Source organism: Yersinia intermedia (assembly GCF_900635455.1).
In the GTDB taxonomy this organism is placed as follows: domain Bacteria; phylum Pseudomonadota; class Gammaproteobacteria; order Enterobacterales; family Enterobacteriaceae; genus Yersinia; species Yersinia intermedia.
This window is the reverse complement of record NZ_LR134116.1, coordinates 3,959,895-3,985,291: the sequence shown is the minus strand read 5'-3', so window position 1 is coordinate 3,985,291 and position 25,397 is coordinate 3,959,895. Positions and strand designations below refer to the sequence as shown.

Below are 25,397 nucleotides of genomic sequence, written 5' to 3'. Positions count from 1 at the left end.
TCATGTCTAATAGTCTGACCTATTGCGATCTCCCCGCGGAGATCTATCAATGGCCGGGTCTGCCACTTTCGCTCAGTGGCGATGAGGTCATGCCGCTGGATTATCGTGCCGGTCATACAGGTTGGCTACTGTACGGTAGAAAGCTGGATAAGCAGCGTATTACGAGTTTCCAAGGCCAGTTGGGTGCTGCCATGGTGATAGTTTCCGCCTGGTGTGTGGAGGATTATCAGGTCATCCGTTTGGCCGGCAGTTTGACACCACGGATTAAAACGTTAGCGGATGAGAATGGTCTGGATGTTGCGCCTTTGGGGGCTATCCCGCATTTGCGTAGCCCTGGCCTGCTGGTGATGGATATGGATTCAACTGCCATCCAAATCGAATGTATTGATGAGATTGCCAAGCTCGCCGGTGTTGGCGAAGAAGTGGCTGCCGTCACCGAACGTGCCATGCAAGGTGAACTGGACTTCGCCGCCAGCCTGCGCCAGCGGGTTGCTACCCTGAAAGGGGCGGATGCCAATATCTTAAAACAGGTACGTGACCAACTGCCATTGATGCCGGGGCTGACCAGCCTGGTATGTAAGCTTCAGGCATTAGATTGGCATGTGGCTATCGCCTCCGGTGGTTTCACTTATTATGCTGAATATCTGCGCGACAAACTGCGGCTGGTTGATGTGGCAGCCAATGAACTTGAAATCAAAGACGGCAAGCTGACAGGCAAAGTGTTAGGGCCGATTGTCGATGCACAATATAAAGCCGATACCCTGCTCAAATTGGCGGAAAAACTCAATATCCCTATTGCTCAAACAGTGGCTATCGGCGATGGTGCCAATGACCTGAAAATGATGCAAGCCGCCGGTTTAGGGCTGGCATTCCATGCGAAGCCGAAGGTATATGCCAAAGCGAAAGTGGCGATCCGTCACGGTGATTTGCTGAGTGTTCTTTGCATTTTGACCGGCAGTCTGAAGCACGAAGAACGATGAAATAGGCTATTTTATTTGCCATTTTGAACGCACTTAAGGGCGGCCCGTAGGGGAGCGTAGCGAATAAAATCCTCACGTAGCCATGATTTACAACGTTATGGTGTACGCTCCGGTTTCTGCGCGCTGTCTGCACTCAAACTACCTGCAACAATTACGCCTACTGGGTAATTTGGGGATGGCAGGCGTGAGCTAATTAAATTGAGGTGAACCGTGGCTAAAGCGCCAAAACGAGCATTTGTCTGTAATGAGTGTGGTGCCGATTATCCTCGTTGGCAGGGGCAATGCAGCGCCTGTAACGCCTGGAATACCATTACTGAGATTCGATTAGCCGCGGCAACATCATCATCGTCGCGCAATGAGCGTTTTGGTGGCTATGCCGGTGATGCCGGTGTCAGCCGGGTACAGAAACTGTCAGATATCAGTCTGGACGAACTGCCACGCTTTTCAACAGGCTTTCTTGAGTTTGATCGGGTGTTGGGCGGTGGTGTGGTACCGGGTAGCGCCATTCTGATTGGGGGTAACCCCGGCGCGGGGAAAAGTACCTTACTGCTGCAAACGCTGTGCAAGCTGTCTGAAAACATGAAAACCCTGTATGTCACTGGCGAAGAGTCGTTGCAGCAGGTGGCGATGCGTGCGCATCGTTTGGGATTGCCCACTGCGGGCCTCAATATGCTGTCGGAAACCAGCATTGAGCAAATTTGCTTAATTGCTGAGCAAGAGCAGCCGCGCTTGATGGTGATCGACTCCATTCAGGTGATGCATATGGCGGATATTCAGTCGTCGCCGGGCAGCGTGGCTCAAGTGCGCGAAACGGCCGCCTACCTCACCCGTTTTGCCAAAACCCGTGGTGTCGCCATTATCATGGTGGGCCATGTGACGAAAGATGGTTCACTGGCCGGGCCGAAAGTGCTGGAGCACTGTATTGACTGCTCTGTGATGCTTGATGGTGACGGTGATACTCGTTTCCGTACGCTGCGTAGCCACAAAAATCGCTTTGGTGCGGTTAATGAGTTAGGCGTATTTGCCATGACCGAACAGGGCTTGCGCGAAGTTAGCAACCCGTCGGCGATTTTCCTCAGCCGTGGGGATGAAGTCACTGCTGGTAGCTCGGTGATGGTGGTATGGGAAGGAACTCGCCCGCTGCTGGTAGAGATTCAGGCGCTGGTGGACCACTCAATGATGTCCAACCCGCGTCGGGTAGCGGTCGGTCTGGAACAGAACCGGCTGGCAATCTTGCTGGCGGTATTGCATCGTCATGGCGGGTTACAGATGTCGGACCAAGATGTGTTCGTCAATGTGGTGGGTGGGGTGAAAGTGACAGAAACCAGTGCTGATCTGGCATTGCTGATGTCGCTAGTCTCCAGCTTGCGTGACCGCCCGCTGCCACAGGATTTAGTGGTCTTTGGTGAGGTAGGGCTAGCCGGTGAAATTCGCCCAGTGCCCAGTGGGCAGGAACGCATCTCTGAGGCCGCCAAACACGGTTTTAAACGCGCTATCGTGCCGTATGCCAATATGCCGAAGAAACCCCTGCCCAATATGCAGGTGTTCGGTGTGAAGAAATTGGCTGATGCGCTGGCGGTGTTAGAGGATTTATAACCGCTAATTTAGTCGTGTTCATCTTGCAGCATACTGTGTTATTTTTGTTTAGCGCACTAAACAAGGAGGCGGTATGCTGCAATTCGACTATCTCAAAACGGCAATTAAGCAAAAGGGTTGCACCTTACAGCAGGTGGCCGAATGTAACGGCATGACCAAAGGTTATTTAAGCCAGCTACTCAACGACAAAATCAAAAGCCCCAGTGCGCAAAAGCTTGAAGCTCTGCACCGTTTCCTCGGGCTGGAGTTTCCCCGCCGTGAGAAAAAAGTCGGCGTGGTGTTTGGTAAATTTTACCCGCTGCATACCGGCCATATCTATTTAATCCAGCGCGCCTGTAGCCAGGTTGACGAGTTGCACATCATTCTTTGTTTTGATGAGCCACGCGATCGTGAGCTGTTTGAAAACAGTTCGATGTCACAGCAGCCGACGGTCAGTGACCGTTTGCGCTGGTTGTTACAAACCTTTAAATATCAGAAAAATATCCATATTCATTCGTTTGATGAGCACGGTATCGAGCCGTACCCCCATGGCTGGGATGTGTGGAGCCATGGCGTAAAAGGCTTTATGAATGAAAAAGGCATTGTTCCGAACTTTATTTACTCCAGCGAAAGCCAGGATGCGCCGCATTACAACGAGCAATTTGGCATTGAAACCATCCTGATTGATCCACAGCGTTCATTTATGAATATCAGTGGTCGCCAGATCCGCCGTGACCCTTTCCGTTACTGGGACTATATCCCGACTGAAGTGAAGCCATTTTTTGTCCGTACTGTGGCGATACTGGGCGGTGAGTCCAGTGGGAAATCCACTTTGGTCAATAAGTTAGCCAATATCTTCAATACCACCAGTGCGTGGGAATATGGCCGGGATTATGTCTTCTCCCATCTTGGCGGCGATGAGATGGCGTTGCAATATTCTGATTACGACAAAATCGCGCTGGGGCAGGCACAGTATGTGGATTTTGCGGTGAAATACGCCAACAAAGTGGCATTTATCGATACTGACTTCGTTACTACGCAGGCCTTCTGCAAAAAATATGAGGGCAAAGAGCACCCCTTCGTGCAGGCGCTGATTGACGAATACCGTTTTGATCTGGTTATTTTGTTGGAAAACAATACGCCGTGGGTTGCCGATGGTTTGCGCAGCCTGGGTAGCGATCGTGACCGCAAATCCTTCCAGAACTTACTGGAGCAGATGTTGCGCAGTAACAATATCGAATATGTTCACGTCGAATCGGCAGACTATGATGAACGCTTTCTGCGCTGTGTCGAACTGGTGCAACAACTTCTGGCCGCTGACCTGCAACGCCTTGCCCGCCCTTCATTATTGAGTGATGTACCACAATAGGGTTGATGAAAATTTGATATCTGAGGGCGTGATTGTTGCAGTCAGTTTGCATGCGGACAGTGCACAGAAACCGGAGCGTACACCATGACGTTGTAAATCATGGCTACGTGAGGATTTCGAGCACTGCCCAAATGTAAAATGGCAAATAAAATAGCCCTGTTAATAATATATTTAGTAAGCAATAACGACTTTACCCTGCATATGCCCGCCTGCAACTTGCGCGTGGGCGGCATGCAGGTTTTCCACTGTCAGGCCGTGCAGTGTTTCGCTTAAGGTGCCTGGCAGTTTGCCCTCATCCACCAACTGACTTACCTGCTTTAAAATTTGCCCTTGTTGAGCGATATCCGGGGTAGAGAACATGCTGCGGGTGAACATAAATTCCCAATGCAGGGCGGCACTTTTGAGTTTTAACTGATTCTGATCCAACGGTTTTTCATTTTCAACAATGGTACAGATTTGCCCCAATGGTGCGATGAGTTCACTGATGGCGGGCCAGTGGCCGTCGGTGTCATTCAGGCAAAGAATATAATCAACTTTATCAATACCCTCTTTTGCCAGTTCAGCTTTCAGATTGTGGTAATCAACGGTCAAGTCTGCTCCGCGTTCACGGCACCAGGCGGCTGATGCTGGCCGTGATGCTGTTGCTATCACTTTTAGCGGGCTACGTAATGCCGCCAGAGGAATAGCTAACGAGCCAACACCGCCTGCTCCCCCGATGATCAATAAGCTTTGTCCGGCACTGGCTTGCTGAATTTTTAGATGTTCAAACAGCGCTTCCCACGCAGTTATTGCGGTTAATGGCAATGCAGCGGCCTGCGCCCAGTTGAATGAGCGGGGTTTGTGGGCCACGATGCGGGCATCAACCAACTGTTGGTTAGCATTGCTACCGGGGCGGGTGATATCGCCGGCATACCACACTTCATCACCTGCACGGAACTCGGTGACACTCTCACCGACGCTGATGACCACTCCAGCGGCATCCCAACCCAGAATACGCGGCTGTTGCAGGCCATTCTTCTTCAGGCCAGCATGTACTTTGGTATCAACCGGATTGATGGATGCGGCTTTAACCTCAACCAGCAAATCAAACGGACCGGGAGCGAGTGAGTCCAGAGCGACTTCAATAAAATCAGCGGGTTGTTGCGGGTTCACAGCAATGGCTTTAACTGACATGGTAATACTCCTGTTTAGCGTATGGATTGAGTCTAGACCTTCTGGGGGGTGGTGATAAGATGGACAATCACTAACGCAGTGTTCGTCTAAGATAAACAATCATGTTTAAACAACTTCAGGATATGGCGCTGTTTGCACGGGTCGCGGAGTGTGGCAGCTTTACCCGCGCCGCAGAAATGGCGGGTTTGCCGAAATCCAGTGTTAGCCAGCGCATCAGTCAGTTAGAGCAAAACTTAGGTATCCGTTTACTCAATCGAACCACCCGTCAACTGAACCTGACCTTTGCCGGTGAGCGCTATCTGGTGCATTGTCAGGAGATGCTACAAGCCGCAGAGCGCGCTGACCTGGCGCTGCAACGCCTGAAAGATAACCCCAGTGGCCGCTTGCGCATCTCAACTCCGGCAGGGCTGGGGGCGACTTTACTGGCGCGGTTGGCAACAGATTTTCAGCGGCAATACCCGGATGTGCTGTTGGAGGTGTTAGTCTCGGACACCATGGTAGATTTGGTTGAAGAGGGCTTTGATGTTGCATTGCGCACCGGTAAGCCGCAGGACTCGTCACTTATTGGCCGCCGATTGGGCTATGCGCCACGCTATCTGTTAGCGTCACCTGCCTATTTGGCACAGCATCCGCCACTGACTCATCCAAGGCAACTGGATACTCACCGCTGCATTGCCCATCGTGCCTGGCAGGCGTTGATTTTACGCCGTGAAGACGAATTTTACCGCTGGCAGGTACCTGCGCTGCATGTCACTGATAATCTGCTGTATGCCCGCGAATGTGCCCTTGCGGGCGGTGGCATCACCCTATTACCGGCATTTTTAAGCCGTGAAGTGGTGGCGAACCGCCAATTAGTGGAAGTGTTACCACAATGGCAAGCTGAAGGTAATGAGCTGTATCTGGTGTATCCGAGTCGGAAGTTGAACTCACCGGCACTGAGCTGTTTTATTGATGTGGTGATAGGCCATCCGGTATTTGAAGATTATGTGCAGGGGCTGGCCACGTCCTGAAAGATGTGGAGCCAGGCTCCACATCGGGCGAGCTATGCCAAATAGAACACTTCTCGTAGTGCCTGGCTTACCGGGCTGTTATCGGGGTTGGCTGGCATCACATCGGCCATATGTTGCCACCAGCGCTGGCAAATGGCGGTTTGGGCCACGGCATTCCAGCGCTCTTCTGATTCAATTTCGACAAAACCAAATAGCAAATTGCGCGTTTCATCGAGAAAAATTGAATAGTGGTGAGCGCCATGGGCCTTCAGTACCGCTTCCAGTTCTGGCCAGATGGATGAATGCCGCCGCTGATATTCTGCATGGGCATCAGGGTTAACCTGCATTACAAAGGCTTTGCGTATCATGATATTACTCCGATCAAAGTGCCTGTAAGTACAGTGCGCGGACTTGATCTCTGTCCGCAGTACGTGGGTTACAAGGTGCACAAGGATCCGCCAGCGCTTTATCTAACCAGCCTTCGATATCACTTTCCTGAATACCTAATGCTGAGAAGCCAACAGGAATGCCAACACGTTGCGACAACTGCCGAATGGCGCTTATCGCTTGATGGCTGGCTTGCTCATCCGTCAACTGCTGAGTATTTACCCCCATGGCTTGTGCTATACGGGCAAAACGGCTGACCGCCTGTGGGCGGTTATACTCTTCAATAATGGGCAGTAAAATAGCATTGCATACCCCGTGTGGAAGGTTATGGGTGGCACCCGGTTGATGGGCCAATGCATGCACTAAACCTAGCCCGGCGCTGTTAAATGCCATCCCCGCCAGATACTGGCCGCACGCCATCATTTCACGCGCGTGCAGATTCTTACCGTCATCGACTGCCAGAGGTAACCATTGGCTGATCAGGCGGATAGATTCAAGCGCTGAATGGTCGGTTAGGGTGTGTGCGCCCAGCGATACATACGCTTCGATAGCGTGGGTGAGGGCATCCATTCCGGTCGCAGCAGTCACACTGGCAGGAATATTCAACATGACAGAGGGGTCATCGACGGCGATATCAGAAATGATATTGGTATCGATAATGACTTCTTTTACTTGCCGCTGGCTATCAATAATCACTGCATTACTGGTCAGTTCTGCGGCTGTTCCGGCGGTGGTATTGATGGCGACCAGCGGGACACCACTCTGTTTTACTTTGCCGACACCGGAATATGCCGTGGATGGCCCCGGATTGGCGGTCAAAATCTTAACGGCTTTGGCTGTATCGATTGGGCTACCCCCCCCAAAAGCGATCAGATAGTCACACTGATGCTGCCTGAACGCGGTTAATCCTGCCTGTACTAACGCTTCGGTAGGGTTAGGAAATACCTCGCCAAACAAGGCATAAGGTAACTGATGCTGTTGCATCGCAGCGAACAGGCTGTCGAGTAAGCCGAGTTCGACTAATTGCCCATCAGTGACAATCAGGGCTTTGCCCCACTGTTTGTCGCCGAGTAATTTAACCATATCCTCGATTGCACCTGTGCCGTGCAAGCTGATTTTTGGTAGTGCCAACATAAAACTCATGCTGTGCTCCTCAAAGAAAGCAGACCAGATAATGACCAGCCCCGGCCTGAACCGGAGCGTTGGTCGAAGGGGTTAAACGTCCAGCGCAGCAGCCAGTGGCGTGACGCCAAAACGAGCCGCAAGTGCTATCAGTTGTTCACGAGAAATGGTTTGCTGCTTGCCGCCCATCGACAGGACTTTCACCATGATTTCGGCAGATTTCTCGGCGGTATCAATCAGGCCAAAGGCATCATCCAGCGTTGGGCCACTGCCGAAAATACCGTGGAATGGCCATAGCACCAGACTGTGTTCACGCATCTGTTCGGCTGTTTGGCTACCGATACCGTCGGTTCCCGGCACCATCCACGGCACGATGCCGATACCGTCGGGGAACACCACCAGACACTCGGTGCTGCCCTCCCATAACAACCGAGTGAAGCTGGCATTATCCAGTTTCTGTACATAACTCAGAGCAATCAGATTGGTGGCATGGCAATGCATGATCACTCGGTTGCTGCCACCACTGACTTGCATGCGAACAATATGAGATTGGAAGTGCGCGGCAAGCTCCGAGGTTGGCAGCCCCCCTTGCGGCAGGCCCCAGTGAATGTGATAAGCCATGCCATCATTGCTGATTTGCAGTAGTACCAGATTGTCTTCTGGGTTTAATTCAACATTGCGGAAAAATTTGCCAGAGCCGGTGACTAAGAACCAACTGTTCGCCAGTTCAGGGGCGGGTTGAGTGAGTTCCACGTTACGTGGTTGCGCAGCGAAATCACCACGATACGGTTCAACCTCCTCAGCCAGTAAGCGCAGGCTGATATTGCCACCGTTACGTTCATCCCACCCTTTGCGCCACATATCGCTGGTGGCTTTAATCATTCCCTGAATAAACCAGGAAGATTGAATAGATTGCATAATCATGAGTCCTTAACGTTGGCTGAGTGTCTGTTGTTCATAATCACGTACGGCATTGAGCCAGCGAGCATCGACCGGCACATCGTTGCGCTGACAATACCCTTCCCAGATGGCTTGCCATGGCAGGGATTTCTGTTCTTCCAGCAGTGCCAGGCGTGCGGTGTAGTCACCGCGCAGTTCCAATTGGCGTAGCATCTCAGTCGGCTCCAATAAGGCGCGCAGCAAGGCTTTCTTCATGTTGCGAGTGCCAATGACCCAGGCGGCGATACGGTTGATGGAGGCGTCAAAGAAGTCGAGACCGATATGCACCCTGTCGAACAGGTCGTGGCGGATAATTTCGCTGGCGATAGCTTGTGTTTCATCATCGAGCAAGACCACATGATCGCTGTCCCAACGCACCGGACGGCTGACATGCAGTAGCAGGCGCGGAACATACAACATGGCACTAGAGATCTTGTCGGAAATCACTTCAGTCGGATGGAAGTGACCGGCGTCCAGACACAGTGCGGTCTGGCGGCTGGCGGCATATCCCATGTAAAACTCGTTAGAACCGACGGTGTAGCTTTCAGCCCCAATACCAAACAATTTGCTCTCGACGGCATCAATGTGATGTTCCGGGTTTAACTTTTCACTGATAACCTCATCCAGTGCTGATAGCAGCCGTTGGCGGGGTGCCAAACGGTCGATAGGGGTATCCTTCATGCCATCGGGGATCCAGATATTCATCACCGATGGTGTCCCTAGTTGCTCACCAAAATAGGCCGAGACCCGGCGGCTGGCCTGACAATGTTCAATCCAGAATTGGCGAATTTCAGGGTTGGCATGAGACAGGGTAAAGCCATCGGCACTCAGTGGGTGAGAGAAGCAGGATGGGTTGAAGTCCAATCCCAGATGATGTTTTTTAGCCCACTCAACCCAGCGGCTAAAGTGGCGTGGCTCAATTTTATTACGGGCCACGGGGGTATCCGATTCGAGATAAATAGCATGTAAATTGAGTCGCTTAGGGCCGGGGATCAATGTTAGGGCTAGCTCGATGTCAGAACGTAACTCAGTAGCATTACGCGCTTTACCGGGGTAGTTGCCGGTGGCCTGAATCCCGCCAGTCAGTACGCCATCCGGGTTTTCAAAACCGGTGACGTCATCACCTTGCCAGCAGTGCATGGAGACCGGCAGGGTATCAAGGCGGGCAAGTGCGGCATCAACATCCACGCCGACGGCGGCAAAGCGCTGTTTAGCCAGATCCCAGGCCTGTTCAATAGAGTTCGTCATATGCAAAGTTCCTTAGGTAATTGACTCAGTGACTGGAATTGCGGCCAATGGGCTGCAAAGTCAGTGTTGTCGTGAGGGGATAAAGGGTGGAGTGGGAAGTTATTCGCCACGATGCGGCGGTAGTGAGCAACATCGCTCACCTCTCCCAGTGCAATTAATTGGCTGCCAATATTGCCCAGTGTCGAGGCTTCAACCGGCCCCATGGTGACATTCAGGCCACAGGCATCAGCACAGAGCTGATTAAGGAATTGGTTTTGGCAGCCTCCCCCGACGATATGCAAATGGCTGATTGGACGCCCGCGTAACTCTGCCAGTTCTTGGGCAACTTGCCGGTACAACATGGCGAGGCTATCAAAGATGCAACGCGCCAGTTGGGCTGCGGTGGTGGGGATTGGCATGCCATATTCGCGGCAGGCGTTCTGAATCTCGCCGCACATATTGGCTGGATTGATAAAGCGGCTGTCATTGGGGTTAATCAGCGAGCGGCAAGCCGGTTGGCGTGCTGCTTGTTCGATCAGCTGCGGCAGGTCTTTAATCTGCAACTCATCAGTGGCCCGTTGCAGTAGCCACAATCCCATAATATTTTTCAGTACCCGATAGCGGCCTTCTGTGCCACCTTCATTGGTGATATTGCTGGCCAGCGCCTGCCCATGGGTTATGGGGGTGGGGCTTTCAAATCCCATCAATGACCAGGTCCCGGAGCTAAGATAGGCTGCATCCGCATCAATCAATGGTGCGGCAAGTACCGCGCTGGCAGTATCGTGGCTGGCAACGGCAATGACCGGCACCTGCTGGCCGCTGGCGCCTGACCAATAGCCGATGGTATTGCCAGGGTTAGTGGGTTTGGCAAACCAATGGGCCGGTACGCCGGCATAGGCTAATAGATCGCTATCCCAATCATTGGTTTCAATATTAAGTAACTGGGTGGTAGTGGCATTGGTGTATTCCCAGTTAAGCTGGCCAGTAAGGCGATAGTGCAAATAGTCCGGGATCAGCAACAGATGGGCGACATCAGCCAACAAATGCGGTTGCTGTTCACTTAATGCCCGTAATTGATACAAGGTATTGAACGGTAAAAATTGAATACCGGTACGGCGATAAATGGCACTGTTTCCCAGCGTTTGTTGCGCCTGCTCCATCACACCCTGTGTACGACTGTCGCGGTAAGCGACTGGCTGCCCGACCCGTTCCCCTTGCTTATCAAGCAAAACAAAATCAACACCCCAGCTATCAATTCCAATGCTGTCGAGCAGAATCCCTTCGCTATCGAGCTGATTCAAACCCTGACGGATTGATTGTTCAATAGCATCGATATCCCAGACATCTGTACCATCAATGGATTTAATCTGATTAGCAAAGCGGCAAACTTCCCGTAGCGCAAGTTGTTGTTGGCTGGGATGATAGCTTGCCAGCATCACGCGTCCGCTGGATGCGCCAAGGTCAATGGCGACCATGTGCCGTGTGCTGATGGATGGTGTCACTGCTGATTGTGTGGGCATGATTAGCGGCCTGTCATTTCTCAATGCCGACAGTGTAGAAACTTGGCTTACTTGCCACCTTCTCATCACTGCCAGCCCCTATGGCTTGCTGGCAAAATGACGAAAGTGAAAGTGAAACAGCTCACAGTTTTGTATTTAAACAGGGCATCCCCCGCCTGTGACCCTGCGCATACTTTTCAACATTGCTGCACTTATCTAAAAAAAATCACCGTCAAAGTCGCTTTTAACGTCAAAATTTGAAGGTTTCATTACCGCTGCTGCTTTTACTATCGAGAGCTGAAGCAGGGCGATTTCGCCGTGCCTGTTGAAAGAGGGCAAAAGATGACTGTCTTGCACAGTATTGATTTTTTCTCTTCAAGTTCCGCGTCGGTTGCAATTGAATCCCGGTCGCCACAACCTGTATTCCCTGAGCATCATCATGATTTTTATGAAATTATCATTGTTGAACAGGGGGCGGGGGTCCATGTGTTTAATGGCAACCCCTACACCTTAAGCGGAGGATGCGTTTGTTTTGTCCGTGACCATGACCGTCACCTGTTTGAGTCAACCGACGGTTTGTTCCTCACCAACGTCTTATTCCGCGCGCCTGATGCTTTTCGTTTCTTGTCTGGCGTAGAACATTTTCTACCACGTGAAAGTGAAGGGGGTTACCCCTCACATTGGCGGATTAATGGGCAGGTTTTACAGCAAGTTAAACACTTGATTAGCTGCCTTGAACACTCGCCTCACAGCGAGAAAGCTGAAGATATCGCGCTACATGAAAGTGTGTTTATGCAGTTGTTGGTTCAACTGTGGCAAGGGTGTCGGGCGCAGGTGGGGGAGGATCAGGAAGGGCGCTTATGCCAATTATTAGACTGGCTACAGAACCACTACAGTGAAGCAATTGAGTGGCCGGAACTGGCTGATCGCTTTGCTTTACCGTTACGTACGCTACATCGGCAGTTAAAAAATCAGACCGGCATGACCCCACAACGTTATCTGACGCGTTTGCGCTTGCTACAGGCGCGTCATCAATTGTGTTACAGCGACAGTAGCGTTACTGAGATTGCCTACCAATGTGGTTTCGGTGACAGCAATCATTTTTCAACGTTGTTTAAGCGGGAGTTTGCTCAGTCTCCCCGTGATTTGCGCAGTCAACTCTAGTGCAACCTATGGGGCGTGAATGGCATCACGGTAAAAATCGGTAGTTTCATGATAATGAGCTGATTATTAATTAGCTTGTCAATATAGGGCGATAGACATGCGAATACCACTGCGGTTAGAAAGCCGGGATTATTTGCCATCGGAGCAGATGCCGGTGGCGGTAACCAACCGATACCCGCAGGAAGTTTTCGCAGAGCATACCCATCAATTCTGCGAAATTGTGATTGTCTGGCGGGGTAACGGGCTACATGTCCTAAATGACCATCCTTACCGCATTACTTGTGGCGACGTTTTTTATATTCAAGCCACAGATCATCATAGCTACGAATCCGTGCATGACTTGGTATTAGATAACATTATTTATTGCCCCGAACGATTACACCTAAATGCACAGTGGCATAAGTTATTACCTCTATTTGGGCATGAGCAGAATCAAGGATACTGGCGGTTAACCACGCAGGGCATGGCACAGGCTCGGCCGATTATTCATCAGTTGGCACAGGAGTCACGTAAGACAGATTCCTGGTCAATACAACTGACGGAGGTGCTATTATTGCAACTCGCCATCGTACTAAAACGCCATCGCTACCGAGCTGAACAGGCACATTTATTGCCTGATGGTGAACAGTTAGATCTCGTGATGTCTGCCGTACAGCAAAGCCTGGCAACGCATTTTGATATGGCAGAGTTCTGCCATAAGAATCAGTTAGTTGAACGTTCTCTTAAACAACTGTTTCGCCAACAGACGGGCATGAGTATCAGCCATTATTTACGCCAAATTCGCCTTTGTCATGCCAAATGTTTGCTGCGGGGAAGTGAGCATCGCATCAGTGATATCGCTGCGCGTTGCGGGTTTGAGGACAGTAATTATTTCTCTGCCGTTTTTACGCGTGAAGCTGGGATGACACCCCGTGACTATCGCCAGCGCTTTGTTCGTACTCCATTATTATCGGCTAAAAACGGCAGCGAAAAAGAACAACAACATCAGGGTAGTACCACGCTTTAAATTTATAGCGTCAAATTGACGGGGACGTTTCTCAACATCATCCGCCAATGCAATTATCATCTTCAGTAAGCGTTATTATGCCGCCATACCCAAACCGACTATATTTGCTGCCAGAATGATCACCAGACAACCAATACACAGTACCGTCACGGGTTTCCTGCTTGAGCATTTCCACTCTTTGAGTAACAGACCCACAATACCGCCACACAACACATAGAAACTCATGTGTAACATCCAGCTCATATAGTCATACTGTGGTGGGATTTTGGCGTGACCCCAGGCATAGAAGAAGAATTGCAGATACCACATCAATCCCCCCAAGGCTGAGAACAGGATATTAGTGATCAACAGCGGCTTGGCGATAGAGAAATCGGCTTTGACCGACAAATTCTTGAGGCTGGCTAAACGAATAAAACAGTAACTCAGGTTGATGATGGCCCCACCGCCCATGATGATGACGTAACTTGGCAACGCCACATACAGAGGGTTAATTCCTAATGCGCTGGCGGCTTCATGCATCGGTTTCGCGGCATCCATGGCAAATGACATACCGGCTGAGAAAATACCGCACATTACGGCCAGAATAAGCCCTTTCTTCAGGTTGAACTCTTCCGCCTGAATGCCCATGGCGCGTTCTTTCAGTAATCCGGCATAACTGACAATAGCTACCCCGATCAGTGCCACGGCGACGCCCAGCAGGGTCATCCGGCCGCCAGCAGTGCCGAGTAACACATCAAAGCGCCCTTGCAGTATGGGGGTCATTAATGTGCCGATAATTAGAGTGATACCGATGGCAATCCCAATTCCCATCGACATGCCGAGGTAACGCATGGTCAGGCCGTAGTTGATATTACCAATCCCCCACATGGCACCGAACAGAAATACTGGCAGCAGGGTTGCTATACTGAAGGAGCCGTAATATTGCCAAAAGTCAGGCAATAACAAGTAGCTGACCGTCCACGGCAGGATAAGCCATGACACTAGGCCACCAATCGACCACATGGTCTCCCATGACCACTTTTTAACTTGCTTAAACGGCGCATAGAAACACGCCGCACTGGCAGCGCCCACCAGATGCCAAATTATCCCCAATATAATCGCATTGTTCATCTTATTATCCTTCGTTGTGATGGTGCGGGTAGGCGCAGAACCAGAAGGGCGCATAAACCGCTGATAACGAAGGAGTCTAAATAGTGTGCAGTCTTGTCACCTTCGGCTGACTGCCTTAGGACAAGGAATACTGGCAAAATTCAGTGGGTAAGAAGGATAACGATCACAGAATGGAATTCTGGTGGTTGGCGGCTTGTTTGGTGCAGAGAGTCACGGAGTATTCGGCTCATTTGATGAGCCGAATAGCGGCATTAATCGGCTCATCAAATGAGCCGATGTCATATTACTTGGTCATCTTCTTATACTTGATACGGTGTGGTTCCAGTGCTTCGGCACCCAGGGTGCGTTTCTTCCACTCTTCGTATTCAGTAAAGTTACCTTCGAAGAATGCCACTTTACCCTCATCCTGATAGTCGATGATATGGGTAGCAATTCGGTCAAGGAACCAACGGTCATGGGAAATAACCATCGCGCAACCTGGGAATTCCAGTAAGGCGTTTTCCAGCGCGCGCAGCGTTTCGATATCCAGGTCGTTAGTTGGTTCATCGAGCAGCAACATGTTACCGCCAACCTGTAGCAGTTTGGCCAAATGGATACGGCCACGCTCACCACCAGACAGCTCACCCACACGCTTGCCCTGATCAATCCCTTTAAAGTTAAAGCGGCCTACGTAAGCACGGCTTGGAATTTCAAAGTTACCGATCTTCATGATGTCCTGACCGCCGGAAACTTCTTCCCATACGGTTTTGCTGTTGTCCATGTTGTCACGGAACTGATCAACCGATGCCAATTGCACGGTATCACCCAGTGAAATCGTGCCGGAATCAGGTTGTTCCTGCCCAGATAACATGCGGAACAGTGTTGATTTACCGGCACCGTTCGGCCCGATGATCCCCACTATCGCCCCTTTCGGCAGCGCAAAGGTCAGATCATCAATCAGCAAGCGGTCACCGTAAGACTTGCTCAGGTGCTCAACTTCCAGCACTTTGTCGCCCAACCGTGGACCCGGTGGAATGAACAACTCACTGGTTTCGTTACGTTTTTGATACTCAACGCTGTTAAGCTCTTCAAAGCGGGCCAGACGTGCTTTACCTTTCGCCTGACGGCCTTTGGGATTCTGACGAACCCACTCCAGCTCTTTCTCAATAGACTTACGGCGTGCGGCTTCGGAAGAGGCTTCCAGTGCCAGACGAGCATCTTTCTGCTCCAGCCATGAGGAGTAATTGCCTTCCCACGGAATGCCTTCGCCACGGTCCAGTTCCAGAATCCAACCCGCCACATTATCAAGGAAGTAACGGTCATGGGTAATGGCGACAACAGTGCCCTCGTAGTCGTGCAAGAAGCGCTCCAGCCAAGCCACGGATTCGGCATCCAAGTGGTTAGTGGGTTCATCCAGCAACAACATGTCGGGTTTTTCCAGCAACAGGCGGCAAATTGCCACACGGCGGCGTTCACCACCGGATAGATTGGCAATTTTGGCATCCCACGGCGGCAGGCGCAGAGCATCGGCAGCACGTTCTAACTGGTTATCCAGGTTATGTCCATCATGGGACTGGATAATCGCTTCCAGCTCGCCTTGTTCCTTCGCCAGCTTATCAAAGTCAGCATCAGGATCGGCATACAGCGCATAAACCTCATCCAGACGGGTCAGCGCGCGTTTAACTTCACCCACAGCCTCTTCAACCGATTCACGCACGGTTTGCTCAAGATTTAGCTTAGGCTCCTGCGGCAGGTAACCAATTTTGATACCAGGCTGCGGGCGGGCTTCGCCTTCAATATCAGTATCAATACCCGCCATGATACGCAGTAAGGTAGATTTACCCGAACCGTTAAGGCCCAGCACACCAATTTTGGCCCCAGGGAAGAAACTCAGGGAGATGTTTTTCAGAATATGACGTTTCGGCGGAACGACTTTGCCGACACGATGCATAGAATAGACGTATTGAGCCACGTTGCGTCTGCCTCTCTAGATCAGTTTTTATTAGGATATCTGGTGCGGAGTGTAGCCCGTTTTACTATACCCGTCATCTTTCAAGTCGCAGGGGTGTTCGCTGCTGTCGCTAACCCGAATCACTTACTTATTGTAAGCTCATCGGGATTACCTCCTTTGCTGCCTTCCTGCGGCTCGAAATCTATAGGGTATATGTTGGTGTCATCTTTCAAGTCGCAGGTGTATTCGCTGTTGTCGCTAACCCGAATCACTTGATTGATGTAAATTCATCGGGATTACGGAGCGGTCACTATCATAGATACCCGGCGGTTTTCAGCTCGCCCTTTAGGGGTATGGTTATCGGCGACGGGTTCTAACTTACCACGGCCTCGAACATCAATATTGGCTCGTGGAATACCGATGGTTGCCAGTGCATCTGCTACCGCAGAGGCTCGTTCCAGCGACAACTGTTGGTTATAACCGTCTTCACCGATGGAATCAGTATGCCCATCAACCCGCATATGATGAATGCCCACATTCGCCAGTGCACGGCCAATTTTTTGTACTCTCTGTACGCCTGACGGATTCAATTCTCTCACGTCACTGTCGAATAACACTTTGTTTGCCAGACCAAATTCCCAGCCATTATCAGTTAATTTAAACCCTTGCTCCTGTAATGCCGCGATCTGCTCCGGCGTTAATCCTGGTGGTTTCGCTGCCTGACACCCGGCCAATATCAATAAACTCATGGCGAAAAAACTGATCCAGATATGGCTTATCAAACTATTTTTTTTCAATCCCTGCATGTCACCTATCCTAAGCTTTCAGTGAGAGTAATATCCGATTGATGAGTAATAACGCCACCGGACGGGAAACTTTTCTTCGCTTGATACATGGCTTCGTCGGCCCGTTGTAATAGGTCTTCGGGGGTCTGCGCATGATCAGGGTAAATTGCAATACCGATGCTAATAGAGGTAGTTATCTCACTACCATCAACAAGATCAATAGGTTGGTTCATACTGTCGATGATTTTATTGGCGATGGTAAGAACATCATCGGTATTGTGGATCGGTGCCAGTAAGACTGCAAACTCATCACCGCCCAAACGTGCCACTAAATCGGTTTCACGTAACAGTGAGCGGATACGATCGGCAATCGCGGTCAGCACCAAATCGCCAGCAGCATGGCCGTAGTTATCATTGATTTCTTTGAAGTGATCACCATCAATAAATAATACGGCCAGTTGTTCATCAGCAGCGCAATCACTCAGCGTACGGCTTAGTCGACCCTCAAAGAAAGCACGATTAGCCAATCCAGTCAGGCTGTCATGGGCAGCGCGGTGTGCAAGGAAGTCATTTTCCTGTGTTAAATGGTCTTGCCAAACCTCCAGTTCTTCCAACAATCCATTGAAGTCATTGCTTAACTCGTTGAGTTCGGCAATTTTCGCTGACGGCACACGCTGACCAAAGCTGCGATGGCGGCTAACATTGTGAGCAACTTCGGTGATTTTGTTCAACGACTCAATAATGCCAAAAAGCATTCTGCGAGACAGGAATAGCGCCACTATCGTGCTGAGGATTAAGCAGATAAATAAGCCCGCCAACCCTTGCAACAGAAAACGCAACAGGTTACCGCCATGGCCGAAAATCACGATGCTGCCGACTTTTTTACCGGAATGCTCTATTGGGAGTACCACCGGTTCAGGCAGTGCCCAACGGGCGATTTTTTGTTCCATATCAAACATTGGACCATCGTTGGGTAATGTCCAATTAGCCACTTCTCGGCCATCCACATCGAGAATTTTAGCTTGGGCAACTTCTTCATTTTTCGCAATCAAGGACAGCGCTTCGTTGGCAACCACGCTATCACCAAACACCACGGCGGCTTCGGTGGTGTAACTGATTGAGCGAGCAACTAAATGTAGGTTATGGTCGGCATATACCCGTAAGGCAAACAGTGCTGCCAGTGTTAGAAAAATACCTGCCGTCGCGACCGACACTAATGCTACCGTGATATGTATACGGCCCAGGACTCGGCCCAGCGTGGGGAGTTTCGCAGTGTTTGGGCGATTCTTTGTCTGTTTGACTGACTTATTCTGTGTTGAATTCATAATGCATCTGTCTTTTTACGGGCAAGTTGCAACACATTGGGATGAACCCTTATCCCGCTGCGCGCTAATGCATCCATATTGACCTTGAAAGAAGCCTGCTTATCTTCCAGTAACAAACAAAATGCACTGCCAAACGTACATTCGTCATAATCTTCACTGATGGTAAGAATGGGGTATCCCGACAGTCGGGTTGTCAGTTCCTGGCGCAGTTGTGGCTCGGTACGCCCCAGATAAACGACATCGCAATGGGTTGCAATTGAGGTATCCGAGAGGGAATAACGCTGAGTTTTAATGGGATGTGCGGTTTCCATAAATGCCGGGTTAAATAGCGCTTCCGCATAGTTTGTCGGGGCTACCACACATAAACGTGTTACGACGGGGGCTACGGGCCAGCGAGCATAGCTGATAATGCCTAGCACCATTTTGGTGACGGCATCACTGCGTTCATGGATAAGGGCTTCATTTAGGGTATTTCCCGCCTTTGATGGCAAGGGGGTAAATAAACTTGAGAGAAGTAATAAAATAGAGGCACAAGGCCGCCAGAGATGCCGCAGTGTCATCAGTTTTAGCGGATAAAAGCGCTCATAAATACTGACGCCGTTAATTGCGCAAGTTGCAGTGTTCATTTTTGCGCTTCCTGTAGGGCGGCATAATTCACATGTTCATTGCAGCGATCGCATAATAAATCGCCGCTGTTCTATTATAAGATTTAATTGATGCAATAATAGTCATGATATCGGCAATATGCGATTTATCTTAAATCATATTTCTAAGTGATAAAAAAGCCCGGCTGATTAGCCAGGCTTTGGGTGTTGCGATGTCTGGATATCAGACAGGATTCGATCCGCGCTTAAAGCGACCGATAACCCACTTTTCGATTTCTACTATTAAGAAGATGGCGATAGAAACCAACAATGTTAAGCCCCAGTAATAGGCAGGCAAGGGTTCGGTACCAAACGCGGTATTCATAAATGGCAGGTAGATGATGGCTAACTGCAACACGATCAGTACACCTGATACTAACCACAGCCCTTTGTTAACAAAGACTTCTTTGTTCAGAGGGAAACGGTCAGTCACTCGGCAGTTAAACATATAAATCCACTGCGCGGTAACCAAGGTTTGCATCAACACGGTGCGGATAAATTCAGTGCTGTAACCGCGTGGCTCCATATAGGCTTCCAAGGCAAAAGCACTTAAAGCAATCAACGTACCGACAAACGCGATGCGCCAGATGGCATGGCCGTCTAACACATGTTTTGATGGGTCACGCGGATTGCGGCGCATAATGCCTCTTTCTGCCGGTTCAAATGCCAAACCGAAAGAGAGCGTGGTGGAGGTAGCCATGTTTATCCAGAGGATTTGCAGTGGCGTTAAGGGAATAACTGCACCGGCGAGGATGGCAAAGATAATAAGCAACCCTTGCGCCAGGTTGGTAGGCAATACAAACAGAATGGTTTTCTTCAGGTTATCGTAGACACGACGGCCTTCTTCAACCGCACTGGCAATGGTCGCGAAGTTATCGTCTGACAGCACCATATCGGCAGCTTCTTTTGTCACCTCGGTGCCCTTGATACCCATGGCGATACCTACGTCGGCCTGTTTCAGTGCTGGCGCATCATTCACACCATCACCGGTCATACCGACAATTTCGCCTTTCTCTTGTAACGCTTTAACCAAACGCAGTTTATGTTCCGGGCTGGTACGGGCGAAAATATCATAATGAACGGCCGCCTGTGCCAGTTCGTTATCGTCCATATGCTCCAACTGACCACCGGTAATAGAATCTTTACCATTACCAATTCCCAGCATGGCACCAATCGCCATCGCGGTTTCCTGATGGTCGCCGGTGATCATTTTCACGCGAATGCCGGCCTGCTGGCAGGTTGCTATTGCATCGATGGCTTCAGGACGTGGCGGGTCCATCATGCCAGCGATACCCACAAACACCATGCCTTGCTGGATATCACTGTGATCCAACTCGCTGACCGGTTGTTCTGTTGGGCGGAAGGCTGCGGCTACCATGCGTAGACCTTGCTTGGCATAACGCGCCATCTCGGCTTCCCAGTAATCGCGGCGGAACGGCGCAACACCCTGATCCGTCAGTTCTTGCTGGCAGAACGTAAACAACACATCAGGTGCGCCAGTCAGGAAGATACTATGTTCTGCTTGAACCTGATGGCTGGTAGCCATGTATTTATAGGCAGAATCAAAAGGTATTTTACCGTGCTGAGTCACCTGACCCAGCTCAATACCGGATTTAGCGGCTAACACTTTCAGCGCGCCTTCTGTCGGGCCGCCGGTAATGGCCCAATGACCTTGCTCGTTCTTCTGAATTTGGCTGTCATTACACAAATTCACCGCAGTGATAAATGTCTTTAACGTGCCGTTGGTATCAAGTGAGGCTTGCTGGTCACTCCCTTCTGGATAGATGTTACCAACAGGTTCGTAGCTTTCGCCTTCTACGCGATAGCAATGGTCTGCCAGAATGACCGCTTTAACGGTCATTTCGTTCATCGTCAGTGTGCCGGTTTTATCGGAACAGACGACAGTCATGGCACCTAAGGTTTCTACCGTTGGCAGTTTGCGGATAATCGCGCGGTTGCGCGCCATCGCTTGTACACCCAGGGAGAGGATTATGGAAATAATCGCCGGTAAGCCTTCTGGAACCGATGCCACCGCCAGACTGATTAATGCCAGTAACAGTTCATTGACCGGCAGGTCGCGCAGGATAAAGGCGAAGACAAACAAGAAGGCCATCATGACCAGGATCAGGATGAAGATGGCTTTACCTAAACGATCCATCTGTTGCAGCAGCGGGGTACGGGTTGATTCAACCGCCGACATCATTTGGTTAATATGGCCCAGTTCGGTATCACCGCCACTGGCAATCACCAAACCTTTCGCGGTACCGGCACTGATGGTCGTTCCTGAGAACAGCAGGTTTTTGCGATCACCAATCACCGACTCGTTCTCAATCACGCCGATTTGCTTCTCGACCACCGTTGACTCACCGGTCAGGATAGCTTCTTCAATCTGAAGATTGTGGGCTTCCAGCAAGCGCAGATCTGCCGGGATTTTATCCCCTGGTTTCAAGGTGACGATATCACCGGGGACCAGATTTTGTGCATCAATGACCTGAGCGCTACCACCACGAATGACCACCGCTTTACTGGAAAGCATATTCTGTATGCTTTTCAGCGACTTCTCGGCTTTATTTTCCTGCACATAACCAATTAAGGCATTAATAACTGCCACACAAAGGATAATAATAGTGTCAACTGAATGACCCATCAGGCCTTTGACCAACGCTGCGGCTAATAAAATGTAAATCAGAACATCATTAAAGTGGGCTAAAAACTGTAGCAGGGGATGTTTTCTTTTTTTAGCAGGTAGTGAATTGGGGCCGTATTGTTTAAGGCGTTCCTCCGCCTCTTGTGGTGTTAACCCTTCTTCGCGGCTATTTAAATGCTGCAAAGACTCTTCCGCAGTAAGTTGATACCAAGCCTTACCCTCTGGGGGCGGGGAGGCGGATTTATGGTCTGATGAGTTTTGCATTGAAAGAACCTTCTTAAAAATTAATAAATCTAAAATCTATCTATCCGTTTCATCGTGGGGTGGGGCAGAGAAAATTGTCTTCATTTCTTCCGTGAAGAGGCGTTGTGAATCTAGCCTGTTCCTTAATTGTTTGATTTTGATTAAAAAGCAAAAAAATACGTTGAAAGATATATTTACAACAACCTAGTTATATTAAGCAAGGATAGTAGGTTTTCATCAAAATAGTGCTTTGATCTGAGATAATAAACATGAAACATTTAGCAACATATGGTTGGTAACCTTGTGAATAGTAAGTAATTACAGGTTGAACTATCCTGCCGGTTATCTTTTTGCTGATGTTGAATGTTTCACTGATATTGAGTGATAACACATAATGATGAATCTTCATTTCATATTGGCCCGTGTTATTGCTGGCTATCAGGTAAAGCTCTTCGCTAGTATGTTCTGCTGCCGGAACTAATTAGGCATATGCTAATCAGAAGTTGCGGTAAGTGACATAATGATGTGGCGATAAGTAAAGTGCAGTAGCCAACAACCAGTGAGGAAACAGTAAGTATGGACAAGTGGCGATATCTGGCGATTGGCGTGTGTCTGGTGACGACTTCAGGAGCGGCATTCGCTGACTCTATTGATGCCCAACGGCAACGCTATCAGCAAGTTAAACTGGCCTGGGACAGCAATCAGATGGACACAGTGATACAACTGATGCCCACGTTGCGCGATTATCCCCTGTACCCGTATCTGGAGTACCGCCAGTTAACGCAAGACCTGAGCCAGGTGAGCGCGGCGCAAGTGAACGATTTCCTTAGCCGTAATCCAACCTTGCCGCCAGCACGTTCGCTGCCATCTCGTTTTGTTAATGAATTAGCCCGCCGGGAAGATTGGCGTGGGTTATTGGCATTCAGCCCGACAGCACCGAAGCCGGTTGCTGCCCGTTGCAACTATTACTATGCCAAATGGGCTACTGGCGAACAGCAGGTAGCCTGGGATGGCGCGAGTGAAATTTGGCTAAACGGCCAGACACTTCCAGGCAGTTGCACTAAATTATTCAGTGTCTGGCAACAAGCTGGGCATCAAACTCCTCTGGCAACGCTGGCACGGATGAAGTTGGCCTTGAAAGAAGGCAATGCCAGTTTAGTGAGTTATTTACTCAAACAACTGCCAGCGGATTATCAGACTATGGGTACGGCACTGGCGAAACTGCAAAGTGACCCGGCCAGTGTTGAAAACTTCGCCCGTACTGTCGGGCCGACCGATTTTACCCGCTCTGCTACCACCATTGCTTTTACCCGCCTGGCGCGCCAGGACGTAGAAAATGCACGTGCAATGATTCCAATCCTTGCACGGCTACAAAAAATGAGTGACAGCGAAAAACTGGAGCTGGAAGAGGCGGTTGCCTGGCGTTTGATGGGGACAGATGCGACTTATGATCAGGCCAAATGGCGGGATCAAGTCACTCTGCGTAGCCATTCAACTTCCTTGCTGGAGCGCCGTATTCGTATGTCTCTGGGCAGCGGCGATCGTCAAGGGGTAGCGACCTGGTTGGCTCGCTTACCGGCCGATGCGCAAGATAAGGATGAATGGCGCTATTGGCGTGCATCGCTATTATTGGAGCAAGGTAAAAAAACTGAGGGTGAAGCTATCCTGCGTAGCCTGATGCAGGAACGTGGCTTTTACCCCATGGTTGCGGCCCAAAAGTTGGGGGTTCCATATCCCATTAATGTTGAGGTAGCGACCAAACCGGATGCATCGTTGGCACAGCGGCCGGAAATTATCCGGGTGCGTGAGTTGATGTACTGGAATATGGATAATTTGGCCCGTAACGAGTGGAGCTATCTGGTTGCCAGCCGCAGCAAGCCGGAACAGGAAGCACTGGCACGCTACGCATTTAACCAGAAGTGGGCGGACTTAAGCGTACAGGCGACCATCGTTGCCAAATTGTGGGATCATCTGGAAGAACGCTTCCCGCTGGCATGGCCAAAGGAGTTCCGTCAGGCGACAGAAGGCAAAGGGATAACCCCAAGTTATGCTATGGCCATTGCCCGTCAGGAAAGTGCCTGGAACCCGAAAGCACAGTCACCAGTAGGGGCTGCAGGGTTAATGCAGGTGATGCCGCGAACCGCTGAACACACAGTAAAACTCAATAATATCAGTGGGTATGTCAATAGCAGCCAATTGCTGGATCCGCTCACAAACATTGAGATCGGCACCAGTTATCTGGAAGAGGTTTACCAACAGTTCGGGCGCAACCGTATCTTATCCAGCGCCGCCTATAACGCCGGCCCATCGCGAGTGAATACCTGGCTAGGTAACAGTGGCGGGCAAGTGGATGCAGTAGCCTTTATCGAGAGCATTCCATTCTCTGAAACCCGTGGCTACGTGAAGAATGTGTTGGCATACGATGCCTTTTATCGGCACTTTATGAATCGCCCAGCTAAGGTGTTGAGTGATGCCGAGTGGCAGCGGCGTTACTGATCCTCTTCGTCCTTGACGCTGTGGCGGTGTTAGCGGCGCTCGCGCACCCGAATCACTTACTTGTGTAAGCTCATCGGGGTTTGCTCGCTTGCTGCCTTGCCACAACGCCAATGACTTTGAGGATATTCCCGTTCTGGGCGGCGCTCGCGTACCCGAATCACTTACTTGTGTAAGCTCATCGGGGTTTGCTCTCTTGCTGCCTTGCCGCAACACCAATGACTTTGAGGATACTCCCGTTCTGGGCGGTGTTAGCGGCGCTTACTACCTTGGCGTTGCAGGCTGTTTACTGGCAGCAACGCAACGCCAAGTCCTTTGGCTATGTCTGACGTTATGGTATGCTCTCGTACTAGTTAAATAGTACCTTGGGTATCTATCATGACAAAATTACGATTGACCGATGATCTGTCGGCTGACGAAAAAAACATGCCTAATATCCACAACTCGGTAAATACATCTTCTGCGCCAGATCCGGCGTTATCCCCTGAAGATAATCAGCACTGGCTGAGCTTTGTTGGGCTGTTGGAAAACGCTATTGCGCAAGACCTGCATTTGCCCTTGCTGCAATTGCTGCTAACACCGGACGAACGCACGGCTCTGGGGACTCGGGTACGTATTATCGAGGAGTTAATGCGTGGGGAATTAAGTCAGCGTGAACTGAGAAATCAGTTAGGTGCCGGTATCGCGACCATCACTCGTGGTTCTAATAGTTTGAAAATGGCCCCACCACAGCTCAAAAGCTGGCTTGAGGCCCAATTGCTGACAAACAAAAAATAACCCGTCATCTTTC

Annotated in this window: 20 protein-coding genes and 1 pseudogene; 9 read left to right on the top strand and 12 right to left on the bottom strand. The window is 50.3% G+C overall.

Annotated elements, in window-relative coordinates; genetic code table 11:
* The first annotated feature begins 2 nt into the window (after positions 1-2).
* The 3 genes from serB (at position 3) to nadR (ending at position 3,924) form a co-directional block, all read left to right on the top strand.
* Positions 3-980: a phosphoserine phosphatase gene (gene serB, locus EL015_RS18215; RefSeq protein WP_032907792.1), complete on the top strand. Its 978-nt coding sequence runs from the start codon at positions 3-5 to the stop codon at positions 978-980.
* 210 nt (positions 981-1,190) lie between these two features.
* Positions 1,191-2,576: a DNA repair protein RadA gene (radA, locus tag EL015_RS18210; protein WP_004701929.1), complete on the top strand. Its 1,386-nt coding sequence runs from the start codon at positions 1,191-1,193 to the stop codon at positions 2,574-2,576.
* A 73-nt stretch (positions 2,577-2,649) separates the two neighbouring features.
* Positions 2,650-3,924 carry a multifunctional transcriptional regulator/nicotinamide-nucleotide adenylyltransferase/ribosylnicotinamide kinase NadR gene (nadR, locus tag EL015_RS18205; protein ID WP_005191821.1) on the top strand — a complete coding sequence of 425 codons (1,275 nt, stop codon included), beginning with the start codon at positions 2,650-2,652 and terminating at the stop codon, positions 3,922-3,924.
* A gap of 171 nt (positions 3,925-4,095) precedes the next feature.
* Here the strand turns inward: nadR and EL015_RS18200 are convergent, their stop codons facing one another.
* Positions 4,096-5,097 carry a zinc-binding alcohol dehydrogenase family protein gene (locus EL015_RS18200; RefSeq protein WP_005191825.1) on the bottom strand — a complete coding sequence of 334 codons (1,002 nt, stop codon included), beginning with the start codon at positions 5,095-5,097 and terminating at the stop codon, positions 4,096-4,098.
* Between the two features lie 101 nt (positions 5,098-5,198).
* Here EL015_RS18200 and EL015_RS18195 point away from each other — a divergent pair, with 101 nt between their 5' ends.
* The gene (locus EL015_RS18195; RefSeq protein ID WP_005191828.1) at positions 5,199-6,107 is read left to right on the top strand and encodes a LysR family transcriptional regulator; all 909 of its coding nucleotides are present in this window, start codon (positions 5,199-5,201) and stop codon (positions 6,105-6,107) included.
* 32 nt (positions 6,108-6,139) lie between these two features.
* On the opposite strand, the gene rhaM is transcribed toward EL015_RS18195, so the two are convergent.
* The 5 genes from rhaM to rhaB all read right to left on the bottom strand — a co-directional run bounded on the left by rhaM (position 6,140) and on the right by rhaB (position 11,236).
* On the bottom strand, positions 6,140-6,454 hold the full coding sequence (rhaM, locus tag EL015_RS18190) for an L-rhamnose mutarotase (RefSeq protein ID WP_032907793.1): 315 nt from the start codon (positions 6,452-6,454) through the stop codon (positions 6,140-6,142).
* A 13-nt stretch (positions 6,455-6,467) separates the two neighbouring features.
* Entirely contained in the window at positions 6,468-7,616 is a 1,149-nt protein-coding gene (fucO, locus tag EL015_RS18185; RefSeq protein ID WP_005191832.1) for a lactaldehyde reductase, read from the bottom strand.
* 72 nt (positions 7,617-7,688) lie between these two features.
* The gene (gene rhaD / locus EL015_RS18180) at positions 7,689-8,513 is read right to left on the bottom strand and encodes a rhamnulose-1-phosphate aldolase (RefSeq protein WP_032907794.1); all 825 of its coding nucleotides are present in this window, start codon (positions 8,511-8,513) and stop codon (positions 7,689-7,691) included.
* A 12-nt stretch (positions 8,514-8,525) separates the two neighbouring features.
* Positions 8,526-9,782: an L-rhamnose isomerase gene (locus tag EL015_RS18175; RefSeq protein ID WP_032907795.1), complete on the bottom strand. Its 1,257-nt coding sequence runs from the start codon at positions 9,780-9,782 to the stop codon at positions 8,526-8,528.
* Entirely contained in the window at positions 9,779-11,236 is a 1,458-nt protein-coding gene (gene rhaB, locus EL015_RS18170; protein WP_005191840.1) for a rhamnulokinase, read from the bottom strand. The genes EL015_RS18175 and rhaB overlap by 4 nt, the downstream gene beginning before the upstream one ends.
* Here rhaB and EL015_RS22115 point away from each other — a divergent pair.
* The 3 genes and pseudogenes from EL015_RS22115 (at position 11,237) to rhaR (ending at position 13,430) form a co-directional block, all read left to right on the top strand.
* A pseudogene (locus tag EL015_RS22115) lies at positions 11,237-11,381 on the top strand (phosphoribosylaminoimidazole synthetase).
* Between the two features lie 221 nt (positions 11,382-11,602).
* Positions 11,603-12,424 carry an HTH-type transcriptional activator RhaS gene (gene rhaS / locus EL015_RS18165; RefSeq protein WP_005191844.1) on the top strand — a complete coding sequence of 274 codons (822 nt, stop codon included), beginning with the start codon at positions 11,603-11,605 and terminating at the stop codon, positions 12,422-12,424.
* A gap of 97 nt (positions 12,425-12,521) precedes the next feature.
* Positions 12,522-13,430, top strand: a complete 909-nt coding sequence (rhaR, locus tag EL015_RS18160) for an HTH-type transcriptional activator RhaR (protein WP_032907797.1) — start codon at positions 12,522-12,524, stop codon at positions 13,428-13,430.
* 75 nt (positions 13,431-13,505) lie between these two features.
* On the opposite strand, the gene rhaT is transcribed toward rhaR, so the two are convergent.
* From rhaT to EL015_RS18130, 6 genes are all read right to left on the bottom strand, one after another.
* Positions 13,506-14,540: an L-rhamnose/proton symporter RhaT gene (rhaT, locus tag EL015_RS18155; RefSeq protein WP_032907799.1), complete on the bottom strand. Its 1,035-nt coding sequence runs from the start codon at positions 14,538-14,540 to the stop codon at positions 13,506-13,508.
* A gap of 283 nt (positions 14,541-14,823) precedes the next feature.
* Positions 14,824-16,491, bottom strand: a complete 1,668-nt coding sequence (gene ettA / locus EL015_RS18150) for an energy-dependent translational throttle protein EttA (protein ID WP_032907800.1) — start codon at positions 16,489-16,491, stop codon at positions 14,824-14,826.
* 275 nt (positions 16,492-16,766) lie between these two features.
* Positions 16,767-17,276 carry an outer membrane lipoprotein YfiB gene (gene yfiB, locus EL015_RS18145; protein ID WP_005191857.1) on the bottom strand — a complete coding sequence of 170 codons (510 nt, stop codon included), beginning with the start codon at positions 17,274-17,276 and terminating at the stop codon, positions 16,767-16,769.
* Between the two features lie 5 nt (positions 17,277-17,281).
* Positions 17,282-18,580 carry a diguanylate cyclase DgcN/YfiN gene (gene dgcN, locus EL015_RS18140; protein ID WP_032907802.1) on the bottom strand — a complete coding sequence of 433 codons (1,299 nt, stop codon included), beginning with the start codon at positions 18,578-18,580 and terminating at the stop codon, positions 17,282-17,284.
* Positions 18,577-19,206 (bottom strand): regulatory sequestration protein YfiR, encoded by a 630-nt coding sequence (gene yfiR / locus EL015_RS18135; protein ID WP_005191861.1) that lies wholly within the window; start codon positions 19,204-19,206, stop codon positions 18,577-18,579. The genes dgcN and yfiR overlap by 4 nt, the downstream gene beginning before the upstream one ends.
* A gap of 202 nt (positions 19,207-19,408) precedes the next feature.
* On the bottom strand, positions 19,409-22,135 hold the full coding sequence (locus EL015_RS18130) for a cation-transporting P-type ATPase (protein WP_032907803.1): 2,727 nt from the start codon (positions 22,133-22,135) through the stop codon (positions 19,409-19,411).
* Positions 22,136-22,690: 555 nt separating this feature from the next.
* Between EL015_RS18130 and sltY the strand changes: the two genes are divergently transcribed.
* Together sltY and trpR are read left to right on the top strand one after the other, a co-directional pair.
* On the top strand, positions 22,691-24,610 hold the full coding sequence (gene sltY, locus EL015_RS18125; RefSeq protein ID WP_053011761.1) for a murein transglycosylase: 1,920 nt from the start codon (positions 22,691-22,693) through the stop codon (positions 24,608-24,610).
* A gap of 375 nt (positions 24,611-24,985) precedes the next feature.
* Positions 24,986-25,384 (top strand): trp operon repressor, encoded by a 399-nt coding sequence (gene trpR, locus EL015_RS18120; protein ID WP_005192419.1) that lies wholly within the window; start codon positions 24,986-24,988, stop codon positions 25,382-25,384.
* Positions 25,385-25,397: the final 13 nt, after the last annotated feature.

Coding starts and splice junctions, on each gene's coding strand:
- serB (WP_032907792.1), top strand. CDS start 3: ATGTCTAATAGTCTGACCTATTGCGATCTCCCCGCGGAGATCTATCAA.
- nadR (WP_005191821.1), top strand. CDS start 2,650: ATGCTGCAATTCGACTATCTCAAAACGGCAATTAAGCAAAAGGGTTGC.
- EL015_RS18195 (WP_005191828.1), top strand. CDS start 5,199: ATGTTTAAACAACTTCAGGATATGGCGCTGTTTGCACGGGTCGCGGAG.
- rhaR (WP_032907797.1), top strand. CDS start 12,522: ATGCGAATACCACTGCGGTTAGAAAGCCGGGATTATTTGCCATCGGAG.
- EL015_RS18175 (WP_032907795.1), bottom strand. CDS start 9,782: ATGACGAACTCTATTGAACAGGCCTGGGATCTGGCTAAACAGCGCTTT.
- yfiB (WP_005191857.1), bottom strand. CDS start 17,276: ATGCAGGGATTGAAAAAAAATAGTTTGATAAGCCATATCTGGATCAGT.
- rhaT (WP_032907799.1), bottom strand. CDS start 14,540: ATGAACAATGCGATTATATTGGGGATAATTTGGCATCTGGTGGGCGCT.
- EL015_RS18200 (WP_005191825.1), bottom strand. CDS start 5,097: ATGTCAGTTAAAGCCATTGCTGTGAACCCGCAACAACCCGCTGATTTT.
- rhaB (WP_005191840.1), bottom strand. CDS start 11,236: ATGGTCGCCATTGACCTTGGCGCATCCAGCGGACGCGTGATGCTGGCA.
- trpR (WP_005192419.1), top strand. CDS start 24,986: ATGACAAAATTACGATTGACCGATGATCTGTCGGCTGACGAAAAAAAC.
- EL015_RS18130 (WP_032907803.1), bottom strand. CDS start 22,135: ATGCAAAACTCATCAGACCATAAATCCGCCTCCCCGCCCCCAGAGGGT.
- rhaD (WP_032907794.1), bottom strand. CDS start 8,513: ATGCAATCTATTCAATCTTCCTGGTTTATTCAGGGAATGATTAAAGCC.
- rhaS (WP_005191844.1), top strand. CDS start 11,603: ATGACTGTCTTGCACAGTATTGATTTTTTCTCTTCAAGTTCCGCGTCG.
- sltY (WP_053011761.1), top strand. CDS start 22,691: ATGGACAAGTGGCGATATCTGGCGATTGGCGTGTGTCTGGTGACGACT.
- dgcN (WP_032907802.1), bottom strand. CDS start 18,580: ATGAATTCAACACAGAATAAGTCAGTCAAACAGACAAAGAATCGCCCA.
- rhaM (WP_032907793.1), bottom strand. CDS start 6,454: ATGATACGCAAAGCCTTTGTAATGCAGGTTAACCCTGATGCCCATGCA.
- fucO (WP_005191832.1), bottom strand. CDS start 7,616: ATGAGTTTTATGTTGGCACTACCAAAAATCAGCTTGCACGGCACAGGT.
- yfiR (WP_005191861.1), bottom strand. CDS start 19,206: ATGAACACTGCAACTTGCGCAATTAACGGCGTCAGTATTTATGAGCGC.